Source organism: Streptomyces sp. NPDC002130 (assembly GCF_040296465.1).
In the GTDB taxonomy this organism is placed as follows: Bacteria; Actinomycetota; Actinomycetes; order Streptomycetales; family Streptomycetaceae; genus Streptomyces.
Genome location: NZ_JBEOXI010000037.1, coordinates 13,187 through 25,204, shown reverse-complemented (window position 1 = coordinate 25,204; position 12,018 = coordinate 13,187). Strand labels below are relative to the sequence as shown.

The following is a 12,018-nucleotide window of genomic DNA, read 5'->3' as shown; positions in this document are numbered from 1 at the left end:
CGCCTTCTGTAGGTTTTCGGCATGCGGTAAGTTTTTTCCGAATCCGCTCGGCCCGGGCGCGAGCCGCGGCGGACGACCGAAGGAACACAACCGCATGCCGATCCAGCAGTCCGACGTCCTGTACACCGCCGTCGCCACCGCCGAGAACGGGCGCGACGGGCGGGTCGCCACCGACGACGGCAAGCTCGACGTCGTCGTCAACCCACCGAAGGAGATGGGCGGGAGCGGTGCCGGAACCAACCCGGAGCAGCTGTTCGCCGCCGGGTACAGCGCCTGCTTCCAGGGCGCTCTCGGTGTCGTCGCCCGTCAGGAGGGGGCCGACCTCTCCGGTTCGACCGTCACCGCCAAGGTCGGCCTCGGCAAGAACGGGGACGGCTTCGGGATCATCGTCGAGATCTCGGCCGACATCCCGAAGGTGGACCGGGGGACCGCCCGGTCACTGATCGAGAAGGCCCACGGGGTCTGCCCGTACTCGAAGGCGACCCGCGGCAACATCACCGTGACGCTGGTCTGACCACGCTCGTTGCGTACGCGGAGGCCGCACCCTTGGACGTGGGGTGCGGCCTCCGCCCGTGCGCGGGCGCAGGGGCCCTCAGAGGGCGAGCGCCGCCGTGTGGACCGCCCGCGCCAGCAGGCCGTTCTCCGGGGCCGCCCCGCCGGGGAAGGCGAACCGGCGGCGCGTGTAGCCGTAGGCGAGGCCGCTCCACGGGTCCGCGAAGGCCTGGGAGCCGCCCGCGCCGCCGTGCCCGATCGTCCCGGCACCGAGGAACGGGTACCACGTGTCAGCCGTCATCTGGAAGCCGAGCCCGAAGGACCTGTGGGCCCGGGCCACCAGGTCGTAGCCGGTCGAGTGGAACTGTCCGAACTCCGCCACCGTGTCCGGTTTCAGCAGCGCAGGCTGTTCGCCCACCCCGCTGATCGCCGCCGCGTACATCCCCGCCAGACCCCGAGCGGACGCCACCCCGCCCACCGACGCCGGGCCCTTCGCCCGGATCAGCGGCATGTTGGGAAGCGAGAAGAGCTCGGTCGGCTCCGCCGCGTTGCCGTTGAACGCGATCGAGGCCAGCGTGTGCGGGCCCGTGGGCGTGGCGTCGAGCACGGCCTGCTGCTCGGGGGTCGGGACCATCGGCTGGATGCCCCGGAAGCGCGGTTCCTCGGGCGCGGGCAGGCCCAGGTGGAAGTCCAGCCCGTACGGGGTCCTGATCCGCTCCTGGTAGACCTCCTGCAGGGTGCGGCCGGTCGCACGGCGCACCACCTCCCCGGCCAGGGCGCCGGCGACCAGCCCGTGATAACCGAACGCCGTGCCCGGGCGCCAGAACGGCCGCTGGTCGGCGAGGCGTTCCGCGAGCTGGCGGTCGTCGGCCAGCTCCGCGAGCGTGAAGCCGGTGTCCGTACCGACCACGCCCGCCCGGTGCGCCAGCAGGTCCCGCAAGGTCAGAGCGCCCTTGCCCTCGGCCGCGAACTCCGGCCAGTAGTACGTCACCTTGCGGTCCAGTTCGAGCGTGCCGTCCTGGACGAGCAGAGCCACGACCAGGTAGGCGGCGCCCTTGGTGGACGAGAACACACCGTAGAGGGCGTCGGCGTCGGTCCCCGCCCACAGGTCGACGACCTTCCGGCCGTGGACGTAGGCGCACAGCTGCCCCTCGTAGTCGGCCCGCTCCCCGGCGACGAACGCGGCGAACTCCTCGCGCACCGCCTCGAAGCCGTCCGCCACGCCGCCGTGGATCTCCTGCGTCATCCGCTCTCCTTGACTGAAGCGCTGTGTGCCACTGTGAACAATGCCCTCGCCACCTGCGGGAATTCACCCTTCGGGTGGTCCCGGAAAAGTGGTTCGGTACCGAACAGGACCGTGTGGCCCCCGCTGACGACCGAGGCCTGCCCGGCGGCAGCGGCGGGACCGCCGGAGCCGTCCCGCAGCGGCCGCCAGTGCCCGGAGACCAGCGGATTCCCGGTCGCGTACGACTGCTCCACGCGGACACCGGGGCCCGGGTCGGTGAACCAGAGCGGGGCGTAGACGAAGCCGCGGGCCGGTGCGTCACGCGTGATGCCGCCGGAATTGCGCACCCGCACCACACCGTTCGCGTCCGCGTTGCCCTCCACCGGCTTGACCGCCAGCCGCCCCGCCGCCGCGTTCAGGGCCGCTCCCGCAGCGCCCCGGCCGACCAGGCCGTGCCCGTCCAGGAAGGCGTCCAGAGCCTGCCGGGCGGGTTCGGTGAGGTCCGCGCGGTCCAGGCCTGCGGACACGAACAGCACGTCCGCCCCCGACCAGTCGAAGCCCGCGTTCAGCACGGCCGTCGAGACCGGCGTGACGTCGAAGCCCATCTCCCGCAGGGCGAACAGCTCACCCGGGGTGACGGCCGCGGCGACGCGGAGGCGCTGGAGCGGTGCCGTGCCGGACTGCCGTGTGGCCGTGAAGGAGACGTCGTGCGTGCGGGCGGCCGTGCGCGCCTCGCGGCGCGCCGACGCCGGGACGATCGCGCTGCCGTCCGCCGCCCGCCGCACCGGAACGCCCAGCCGGAGCAGGGAGTTGAGGGCGGCGATTTCGCGCGGATCGGACAGGCGCAGCCGGAGGTCGCCGTGCGCGGGCACGTACGCGACCGGTGCGGCCTCGCCGACCGGGCGCAGCGGCGCGCCCCGCAGGCTGCCCGACGGCACCCGCTCGACGGTGGCGCCCCACAGACTGCCCAGGCTCCAGCCGGAGATGTCGTACATCACCGAGACCTTGCCGCTGATGTCCCGGCCGTCGGCCAGCAGTGCGTTCGCCATGCCGCGCTTGGGCTGGTGCAGGTCGACGACGTACGAGCCCCGGGGGTAGGTCCGGCCGGCCAGCCGGAAGGCGCGGGTGGCGCGGGTGACGCGGACGTCGTTGGCCAGGAGGTGATCGACCAGGCGGGCGGCGGCGGGTCCCGGGCGCCGGCTGCGGGCGTCGCCCGGCGGGATGACGTAGGCGCGCGGGAACGTGGTCGTGTAGACGTCCTCCGGGCCGATGCCGGGAACGCCGGGGACCGTCTCCGGGGACACCGGCACCTGCGCGGCGCCCGCCGCGCCGCGCCGGAACACCTCGATCTGGTCGGTGATCAGGGTGCCGCGGTGCTCGCGGACGTGGTTCAGCGTCGCGCGGATCGCCGCGCCCGCCACGGCCGTGTTGATCGCCGAGCGGCGGCGCAGCTCGGGGACGGGCAGCTCGTCGTACTCCTCGTTGTTCACGGCCAGCGGGATCTCCACCGTGTGGGCGGCCACCGTGCCGTGGAAGGCCGCGTACTGCGGGGTGAAGATCGGCGGCCAGTCGTCCCAGCCTTCCTCCTGGTCGCGGAAGGGGATCTGGGCCGCCTCCACGCCGTCCCTCGCGGGTGTGTAGCCGAGGGCGTTGACCGCGGACTCCATGCCGAGAGCGTTGGCGTAGGTGTTCTTCAGGAAGAGGTCGTACTCGTAGTTCTCGCCGTGCGGGGGAGTGGTGGGCTCGATGAGGGTGCCGTTGACGTAGCCGTGCAGGTCGAGCAGGACGGCCGGCTGTGTGCCGAGCTCGATCTGCCGCATGGCACGGGTCTCGGGCTGGGAGGCGGTGACGAAGTCGCGGTTGAGGTCGAAGCCGTTCGCGTTGGCGCGGGTACCGGCGATACGGCCGTCCGGGTTCGCCGTGATGTTGAAGTACAGGCGGCTGTGCGCGAGGAGGTCCCTGGTTTTCGTGTCCTTCGCCGTGGCGAGCTGCTCGATGACCTTCAGGGAGGCGTCCGTGCCCTCCCACTCGTTGCCGTGGATGTTGTTGTTGACGAAGACCGGCGTCTTGTAGTCGCGGGTGATCTCACGGGACTTCGCCGCTGTGGCAGGCGCGTTCTCGATCAGCTCGCGCATCCGTTCCTGGGCGCGGGCCTGCCGGGTGGTCTCCGGGGCGGTGACGGTGACGAGGTAGAGGCGGTGGCCGCCGGCCGAACGGCCCGTCACCTCCACGCTCACCCGGTCCCCGAGACGCTGCAGGGCGTTCAGCTTCGGCGCGATCGCGTGGTACGGCGTGAGTCCCAGCTTCAGGGACCTGTCGCCGGGGTTCTCCGGGTCGGGGGAGAGGGCCAGGCGGCGGGGGTAGGAGCGGGTGGGGGCGGCGGTGGGGGCGTCCGCGGTCAACGCGCGTCGCGCCGCGCTCGCGGGAGCTCGTGCCGCCCGGTCGTCCACGGCGGAGCCCTCACGGGTGACGGGTAACGGGTCGGCGCCGGCGGCGCCGGGGGCGAGCAGGAGCGAACCCGCCGCGGCGAGGGCCAGGGCGGTGATCAGTGCAGGTCTCGCAGGAACGCTTCTCTTGGTGCGCACGCGTACCTCCTCCTGGGGCTTCCTGAGATCGGTACGGTGAGCTGTACCGGTTCGACTCAACGGCAACAAGAGCGCGTTGGTGTCACGTGTGACCCGGATGGCTCTCACCGGCGCGTCCGGCCTGACCTGGGCGACCCGTGACAGCCGTGTGACCGGAGCGCGTCAAGAGCGCGACCCGGGCCCGGATAGGGTTCCCCCATGCGCGATCTAGGGACGGGTTTCCGGTACCTCCTGAAGGGCCAGCGATGGGTGGCCCGGCACGGCAGGCAGTACGGCTTCGGGCTGCTCCCGGGTCTGATCACCCTCGTTCTCTACGCGGCGGCGCTCGTCTCGCTGGCCCTGTGGGGCGAGGACCTCGTGGGCTGGGCGACGCCGTTCGCGGACGACTGGTCCAGCCCGTGGCTCGGACTCTTCCGCGGCTTCCTGACCGCCGTGCTGTTCGCCCTCGGTCTGCTCCTCTCCGTCGTGACCTTCACGGCGGTGACCCTGCTGATCGGGCAGCCCTTCTACGAGAACCTCTCCGAGAAGGTCGACCGGGACGTGTCCCCGGACGGGCACGCCCCAGAGTCGGGGCTGCCGTTCTGGCGTGAGCTGTGGATCTCCGCCCGGGACAGCCTCCGGGTCGTGCTGCGGGCCGCCCTGTGGGGGGTGCTGCTGTTCGGCTGCGGCTTCATCCCCGTGGTCGGGCAGACGGTCGTCCCGGTGATCGGGTTCTTCGTCACCGGGTTCTTCCTCACCGAGGAACTGACCGCCGTCGCCCTCCAGCGCCGCAGCGTCGAACTGCGCACCCGCCTCACCCTGCTGCGCTCCCGCAAGACCCTGGTCTGGGGCTTCGGCACGCCGCTCGCCGTGGCGTTCCTGGTGCCGTTCGTCGCGGTGTTCCTGATGCCGGGCGCGGTGGCCGGCGCCACCCTCATGGCACGCGACCTGCTGGGCGAGGACATCCACGAGGGCGGCGAAGACGGCGAGGAGGGCGACGGGGCCGCTAAGACGCTTCCGCAGCCACCCTCAGGATGGTCCTCACCTGGGCGATGATGTCCAGCCGGTTGCGCACGAACTCCGGGTCGGTGATCTCGGTGGTGTTCCCGGTGCCGAACTGCAGTACCGGCGTGTGCACATGCCCGCCCGGCAGCGTCTCGCGCAGCCCGAGCCGGTCGCGCAGCAGGGTGGCCCGGTAGGCGATCTCGTTGGAGAGGTAGTCCCCGCCGCCGCCCGCGCGAGCGGTGGAGCCGGGCGTCGGCCCTTCGGGGCGTACGACGGGCTGGGAGCCGCCGGCCGGGATCTCGGTGACGCTGGTGTTGTCGTACACCGGGAAACGGCCGGTCTGCGCGGCGACGATCGCCGCATGGGGCAGCGTGGTCGTCGTCCACTGCGGCTGCGAGGCCGGGTCGGCGACCGGCACGGTCCCGGTGCGGCCGACGGTGTCGTTGTCCGCGAAGCCGCCCCGCCAGGCCCCGTTGGTCCGCTCGATGTCGAACCGTCCGACCCGGCCCTGGCTCACCGTCGTGAACAGGTCGACCTTCGGCAGGTACGGCCGCAGGGTCCGCTCCACCGTGCCCTCGGTGAAGTCCTGCCAGCGCACCGGGAACACGGCCGTCTCGATCCGGGCCGGACCGTCCGCCGTCTCGATCACCGTGCCGTCGAGGGCCAGCGCGGTGGCGCCCGACGGGTTGGAGATACGGATGTCCCGGTCCAGGGTGAACGGATCGAAGCCGGTGAGCAGGATCCGCTTCAGGCCCTTGCCGTGCGGATACCGGATGGCGTCCTGGCCGCGGGAGGTGCGCTCAAGCTCGTCCAGCAGCGCGGCCCGCTGCCCGTCCGTCAGGCCGAACTCCGACTCCCAGGTGCGCACTTCACGCGTCATGCCCAGCCGCGCCCAGTACAGCGGGCGGTCGTCGTCCCGGCTGAGGTCTCCGCCGGACGGGCCGCGCCCCTGGGCCCGGTCGACCGCGTGCCGCCACAGCGACGAGCCCTCGCGCGCCACGGCCCGGCGGGCCTCGCCGTAGGAGCGGGCCGAGTCGAGGGCCCGGGCCAACCGCGGTGCCAGGGTGTCGAATCCGGAGCGGCGCAGGATCTCCTGGGGTGCGGCCCGGTCGAGCCGCTGCTCCTCAACGGTGGGGGAGGGGGCCGCCGGGGCGGCGCTCGCGGCCGTCGGGGTGGTGAAGCCGGTCAGCAGGGCGAGACCGAGCACGCCGAGGCGAACGCGTAGGGATATCAAGGGTGTTCAGGCCTTCCGTCGAGGTGGGGGGTCGGTGCCGGACGGCCGCAGTATCGCGTGACGCGTGGGGTCCACGCCATGGGTGGGGCTCAGGCGGGGATCCTCGCCGTCGCCTCCCGGCCGACCGGTACCAACTGCCAGGCCACATCCCTGCTGCTGTCGCCCGGCGCGCCCCGCGCCAGGGTGCCTCACCCGCATGTGGGGCGGACCGAATCTCTCCCAGCTGTGGCGGATCTACCCCTCGTCAGAGGACCAGGGGCTGACACGCGGAGCGAGGCAACGACTTCTACATGGTCTCGGTCGTTCATCCGCGTTACGCCCTGGCCATCGCCGACCACCTTCAGGGCAACGACCGGCTGGTGGGAGACCAGCCGCCAGTGCTGCGATGCGCACGGTGCCGTCGCTGTTCTGCCGCAGGAACCACCGGTGTGAGTTGTTGTCCGTGGCGAACGGGTCCTGTGCCCAGGTCTGACAAGGTCGGTCACGTCAGTGCTCCTCAGCCTCGAAGTCCTACAGGAGAGGGCGCCCCTGAAACTCAGCGTAACCAGCCGGTTGTTGTTCCTCAGCGCGGCGAACCGGTCGTTTCACGAGGTGAGGGCCTGTCTGGGGGTTCTCGAACGGACAGACGGCGCGACTCGAACCCTCTGACAGAGCGTCACCCACACGCCGCACACCCGGCGCAGCGTGGTGGCAGCGCACCGAGGCGTCCGAACGGATGAGGTGAACGCCCAGCGTCCTGCCCGAGCGGCAAGGACGACAAACTGACAGCCGTCCTGACGAGACGGCTGTCTCAGACTGGCTTCTTCGTCGGCCAATGCGGCGAACAACGCCGCGTTCGGCACGAGCGGCCTTGCCGGCACTCCTCGCCTGATACCCCGGTCTGGTTTCGCGAGCTTGCGGTAAAACGCCCACGCCGAGCCTTCGAGACCGGGACGAAGCGACCGGCTCGTGGTCGCTTGTGAAGGGTTCGTACGAGATCCAGGTCGGACGCTCGATCACGGACCGCAGGATCACCGCGACGATTAACGTCTGATCCGGGACAAGTTCCCCACCGAGCAGCCCCGGCCCGGGACCTGACCTCCGGACCGGGGCTCTTGGTCTGTCGCGGGCCCCCTCAGCGGGTGCCGAACCCGTACACCGTCTCCGAGCGGAACACCTCGCCCGGACGCAGCACGGTCGTCGGGAACTCCGGCCGGTTCGGCGAGTCGGGGAAGTGCTGGGTCTCCAGCGCGATGCCGTCACCGGGCGCGAAGGGTTCGCCCAGGTGGTCGGCCGTGTACAGCTGGAGGCCGGGCTCGGTCGTCGCCACCGTCAGCACCCTCCCGGACGCCGGATCGTGCAGCTCGGCGACCTCCACCGCCGTGTCCGTCACGCCCTTGTCGAGCACGAAGTTGTGGTCGTATCCGGAGCCGGTCTTGCGGGCCTCGCGGAAGTCGAAGCGCGTCCCGGTCACCTCCTCGGGGCTGCCAGCGGGGATCAGTTCCGCGTCCACCGGCGTGTACCGGGAGGCGGCCAGCCGCAGCTCGTGACCGCCCGCGTCACCGGAACCGGCCAGGTTGAAGTAGCTGTGGTTCGTCAGGTTCACCACGGTCGGCGCGTCCGTCACCGCCTCGTACACGATCCGCAGCGCGCCGCTCTCGTCGAGCGTGTACGTCGCCGAGACCTCCAGCCGCCCCGGGAACCCCTCCTCGCCGTGCCGGCTGATCCGGGTCAGCCGGACTCCGTGCTCGACCGGCTCCGCGTCCCACACCCGCTTGTCGAAGCCGCGCGCGCCACCGTGCAACGAGTTCGGCCCGTTGTTCGGTTCCAGTGCGTACGTCCGGCCGTCCAGGGTGAACCGGCCGCCGGCGATCCGGTTGGCGTACCTGCCGACCAGGGCGCCGAGGTACGGCTCCGGATGGGCGAGATACCCGTCGAGATCCGGGAACCCCAGCACCACGTCCCCGGCCCGGCCCTCCCGGTCCGGCACCTCCACGGACTGCACGATCCCGCCGTACGACAGGACCCGCACCCGTACGCCTGCCCGCTCCAGGGTCCAGCGGTGCACCGGCGTCCCGTCGGAAAGTGTTCCGAAGAGTTCGTTCATGTGCGGAACTCTAAGTCAGAGTCCGGGTCAGGGCTTCTTCGCGGTGACGGTGCGGTACGCGATCTCCGCCAACCGGGCCTGTCCGTTCACACTGGGGTGGAAGTAGTCCCAGCGGCTCAACTGGGCGGTGCCGAAGCGGTAGTCGTACACCGCGCCCCCGTCGTAGCGGCACCGCTCGTCCTCGGCGCAGACCTCCTCCAAGACCTTGTTGTAATCCTCCACCCGCTTCTGCACCGTGTCCCGCCGCAGGGTCGCCGCAGAGTCCAGAGCGTCCGGGTCGCCCAGCATCGACGGGCAGATACCCAGCTTCCACACCTGCTTGCCCATCGGGCTGGTACGGCCCTGCGACCACAGCCGCTTCAGGTTCGGCACGCTCGCCACGAACACCTGCGCCTTGGGAAGGGCCTTGCGCAGGGATCGCAGGGAATCCTCGAAGTCGGCACGGAAGGCCGAGACAGGGGTCATCGCCGAGGGCGTCGACCGGCAGGCGTCGTTCGCCCCGACCATCACCGTCACCAACTGCGGCTTGCGCCCCACCGCCCGGGCCATCTGTCCGGGCAGATCGGCCATCCGGGCCCCGCTCACGGCGTGGTTCCAGCTCCGCTGTGCGGCCCCGGTCCGCCCCAGCAGCCGCACCGCGAGCGAGTCGACCTCGGGGCTGGCGCCGGTCGCCCAGGACGCCTCCGGACAGTCCGACAGCACGTCACACGCGTCGAACCCGCGCGTGATGGAGTCCCCGACGGCGGCGACGGAACCCGGGCTGCGGTCCCACAGGGGCGTGGGTTTCGGCGACGGCTTCGCGGATTCGGACGGGGCGGCGGAATCGCCCCCCACGGCATCACACCCGGCGACACCCAGCACGGCCGCCACGACCACGGCCACAACGCCCCGTGTGCGACGGCTTCGCTTCCGCATCCCTGGTCCATCCCCTCGCCACGCCGTGCCTGTCTCCCCAACCCATAACAACGCACGAGGGTTCCCGACCGATCAGGTGCAACGGCTCACACCCGTACAAGCGTCCCCATGGGTGAATGGCAGGCGTTTCCCGGCACCTGGACCGACCGTACGTCACACTCCTTGCGCCCGCGCACGGTAGCCTCGCCATCAACGTGACCCGCCCGGTCACAGCCGTTCCGCCCGTTTGCACCATGTCCCGCTCTGCCCGGAGGTTCCGGTGACGACACGTGGAGTTCTGTACGTGCACTCCGCGCCGCGCGCGCTGTGCCCGCACGTCGAGTGGGCCATCGCCGGGGTGCTCGGCACGCGCGTCAGCCTGGACTGGATCCGTCAGCCGGCCGCCCCCGGCACCTGGCGCTCGGAGTTCTCCTGGCAGGGTCAGGCGGGCACGGCGTCCAAGCTGGCCTCGGCGCTGCGCGGCTGGCACCTCCTGCGCTTCGAGGTCACCGCGGAACCCTGCCCCACCGCCGAGGGCGAGCGCTACAGCTGCACCCCCGACCTGGGCATCTACCACGCCGTCACCGGTATCCACGGCGACATCCTCATCCCCGAGGACCGCCTGCGCGCGGCGCTGCACCGCAGCCGGCGCGGCGAGACCGACCTGGAAGCCGAGATCGGCAAACTCCTGGGCAAGCCCTGGGACGACGAACTGGAACCCTTCAGATACGCCGGAGAAGGCGCCCCTGTCCGCTGGCTCCACCAGGTGGTATGAGTTTTTAGGGGCGCGGGGAACTGCGCGATCAACCCCCACCGGCCCGCACCCGGCACACAACGTCACAGAAACGGCGAATGGCCCGAACCCCACTCAGGGTCCGGGCCATTGAAACGCTCAGAGATCAAACCGTCCGGAACGCCAGCACCACGTTGTGCCCACCGAACCCGAACGAGTCGTTCAGTGCGGCGATGCGGCCTTCCACGGGCAGCTTCCGAGCCTCACCCCGCACGACGTCGGCGTTCGCCTCGGCCTCGGGGTCCAGGTTCTCCACGTTGATCGTCGGCGGCGCCACCCGGTGGTACAGCGCGAGCACGGTCGCAACCGTCTCCACACCGCCCGCACCACCCAGCAGATGCCCGGTCATCGACTTCGTCGCCGACACCGCGAAGTGGTCGGCGTCGTCACCGAACACCTTCCGCAGCGCCTTCAGCTCGGCGATGTCCCCGGCCGGCGTGGACGTCGCGTGCGCGTTGACGTGCACGATCTCCGCCGGGTCCAGGTCGTTTCGGTCCAGCAGGTTCTGCAGGGCGTGCGAGATGCCCCGCCCCTCCGGCTCCGGCTGCACGATGTCGTGCGCGTCGGCGGAGATGCCCTGCCCGACCGCCTCGGCGTACACCCGGGCACCGCGCTTCGCGGCGTGCTCGGCGGACTCCAGGACCACGACACCGGCGCCCTCACCGAGCACGAAGCCGTCGCGGGCGGTGTCGTAGGGACGCGACGCGCCCTGCGGGTCGTCGTTGTTCTTGGACATCGCCATCATGTTGCCGAACGCGGCGATGGGCAGCGGGTGGATCGCCGCCTCCGTGCCACCCGCGACGACGACGTCGGCACGGCCGGTGCGGATCATCTCGATGGCGTAGCCGATGGCCTCGGCGCCCGAGGCGCAGGCGGAGACCGGGGTGTGCACGCCCGCCCGGGCGCCCACGGCCAGACCCACGTTGGCCGACGGGCTGTTGGGCATCAGCATGGGCACGGTGTGCGGGGAGACGCGGCGGACGCCCTTCTCCTTCAGCACGTCGTACTGGTCGAGCAGCGTCGTCACGCCGCCGATACCGGAGGCGATGACCGCGCCGAGCCGGTCGGGGTCGATGTTCGGGTCCTCGCCGGCCTTCGCCTCGAAACCGGCGTCGGCCCAGGCCTCCTTGGCCGCGACCAGCGCGAACTGCGCCGAGCGGTCCAGTCGGCGGGCCTGTGGCCGCGGAATGACCTCGGTCGGCTCCACGGCGACCGGGGCCGCGATCTTGACGGCCTGGTCGGCCGCCCAGTCCTGCTCCAGGGGCTTCACGCCGGACTTGCCGGCGATCAGGCCCTCCCAGGTAGAGGCTGCGTCGCCACCCAGCGGTGTGGTTGCGCCGATACCGGTGACGACCACGGTGCGATTGGTCGAGTTCACGGGAATTCTTTCTCCAACGGATCCGAGGATTAAGCGGCGCCACCGCCGGGTGGCGGGGCAGTCAGCCCGGAGGGCCAGATCGGTTGATCAGCCCTGGTGCTTGAGGATGTAGTCGGTCGCGTCACCGACGGTCTTGAGGTTCTTGACGTCCTCGTCGGGGATCTTGACGTCGAAGCGCTCTTCGGCGGCGACGACGACCTCGACCATGGACAGCGAGTCGACGTCCAGGTCGTCGGTGAAGGACTTGTCCAGCTGGACGTCCTCAACCGGGATGCCGGCGATCTCGTTCACGATCTCGGCGAGACCGGCGACGATCTCTTCCTGAGTGGCGGCCATGTTGGCGCTCC

10 protein-coding genes are annotated in these 12,018 nt (G+C 71.2%); 3 read left to right on the top strand and 7 right to left on the bottom strand.

Annotation, left to right across the window (positions count from 1 at the left end; all coding sequences use genetic code 11):
- Positions 1-94 precede the first annotated feature (94 nt).
- Positions 95-514: an organic hydroperoxide resistance protein gene (locus tag ABT116_RS09955; RefSeq protein WP_351630361.1), complete on the top strand. Its 420-nt coding sequence runs from the start codon at positions 95-97 to the stop codon at positions 512-514.
- A 78-nt stretch (positions 515-592) separates the two neighbouring features.
- Here the strand turns inward: ABT116_RS09955 and ABT116_RS09950 are convergent, their stop codons facing one another.
- Both ABT116_RS09950 and ABT116_RS09945 read right to left on the bottom strand, forming a co-directional pair.
- Positions 593-1,738, bottom strand: coding sequence for a serine hydrolase domain-containing protein (locus tag ABT116_RS09950; RefSeq protein WP_351630358.1), 1,146 nt, complete (start codon positions 1,736-1,738; stop codon positions 593-595).
- Positions 1,735-4,302: a M14 family zinc carboxypeptidase gene (locus ABT116_RS09945; RefSeq protein ID WP_351630355.1), complete on the bottom strand. Its 2,568-nt coding sequence runs from the start codon at positions 4,300-4,302 to the stop codon at positions 1,735-1,737. The genes ABT116_RS09950 and ABT116_RS09945 overlap by 4 nt, the downstream gene beginning before the upstream one ends.
- A gap of 198 nt (positions 4,303-4,500) precedes the next feature.
- Between ABT116_RS09945 and ABT116_RS09940 the strand changes: the two genes are divergently transcribed.
- Positions 4,501-5,337, top strand: a complete 837-nt coding sequence (locus tag ABT116_RS09940; protein WP_351630352.1) for an EI24 domain-containing protein — start codon at positions 4,501-4,503, stop codon at positions 5,335-5,337.
- Here ABT116_RS09940 and ABT116_RS09935 read toward each other — a convergent pair.
- From ABT116_RS09935 to ABT116_RS09925, 3 genes are all read right to left on the bottom strand, one after another.
- Positions 5,288-6,520, bottom strand: a complete 1,233-nt coding sequence (locus ABT116_RS09935; RefSeq protein WP_351630350.1) for a pyroglutamyl-peptidase I — start codon at positions 6,518-6,520, stop codon at positions 5,288-5,290. The genes ABT116_RS09940 and ABT116_RS09935 overlap by 50 nt on opposite strands.
- Before the next feature lie 1,114 nt (positions 6,521-7,634).
- Positions 7,635-8,606: an aldose epimerase family protein gene (locus ABT116_RS09930; protein ID WP_351630347.1), complete on the bottom strand. Its 972-nt coding sequence runs from the start codon at positions 8,604-8,606 to the stop codon at positions 7,635-7,637.
- 27 nt (positions 8,607-8,633) lie between these two features.
- Positions 8,634-9,521, bottom strand: coding sequence for an SGNH/GDSL hydrolase family protein (locus ABT116_RS09925; protein WP_351630344.1), 888 nt, complete (start codon positions 9,519-9,521; stop codon positions 8,634-8,636).
- Between the two features lie 259 nt (positions 9,522-9,780).
- Here ABT116_RS09925 and ABT116_RS09920 point away from each other — a divergent pair, with 259 nt between their 5' ends.
- Positions 9,781-10,275 carry a DUF3145 domain-containing protein gene (locus ABT116_RS09920; protein ID WP_351630342.1) on the top strand — a complete coding sequence of 165 codons (495 nt, stop codon included), beginning with the start codon at positions 9,781-9,783 and terminating at the stop codon, positions 10,273-10,275.
- A 124-nt stretch (positions 10,276-10,399) separates the two neighbouring features.
- Here the strand turns inward: ABT116_RS09920 and fabF are convergent, their stop codons facing one another.
- The gene (fabF, locus tag ABT116_RS09915) at positions 10,400-11,671 is read right to left on the bottom strand and encodes a beta-ketoacyl-ACP synthase II (protein ID WP_351630339.1); all 1,272 of its coding nucleotides are present in this window, start codon (positions 11,669-11,671) and stop codon (positions 10,400-10,402) included.
- Positions 11,672-11,758: 87 nt separating this feature from the next.
- Complete coding sequence (locus tag ABT116_RS09910; RefSeq protein ID WP_003989952.1) at positions 11,759-12,007, bottom strand: acyl carrier protein; 249 nt, start codon at positions 12,005-12,007, stop codon at positions 11,759-11,761.
- Positions 12,008-12,018: the final 11 nt, after the last annotated feature.

Bases quoted from the DNA above. Each gene is read 5' to 3' on its own strand.
- ABT116_RS09910 (WP_003989952.1), bottom strand. From the start codon at position 12,007: ATGGCCGCCACTCAGGAAGAGATCGTCGCCGGTCTCGCCGAGATCGTG.
- ABT116_RS09925 (WP_351630344.1), bottom strand. From the start codon at position 9,521: ATGCGGAAGCGAAGCCGTCGCACACGGGGCGTTGTGGCCGTGGTCGTG.
- ABT116_RS09930 (WP_351630347.1), bottom strand. From the start codon at position 8,606: ATGAACGAACTCTTCGGAACACTTTCCGACGGGACGCCGGTGCACCGC.
- ABT116_RS09955 (WP_351630361.1), top strand. From the start codon at position 95: ATGCCGATCCAGCAGTCCGACGTCCTGTACACCGCCGTCGCCACCGCC.
- ABT116_RS09950 (WP_351630358.1), bottom strand. From the start codon at position 1,738: ATGACGCAGGAGATCCACGGCGGCGTGGCGGACGGCTTCGAGGCGGTG.
- ABT116_RS09940 (WP_351630352.1), top strand. From the start codon at position 4,501: ATGCGCGATCTAGGGACGGGTTTCCGGTACCTCCTGAAGGGCCAGCGA.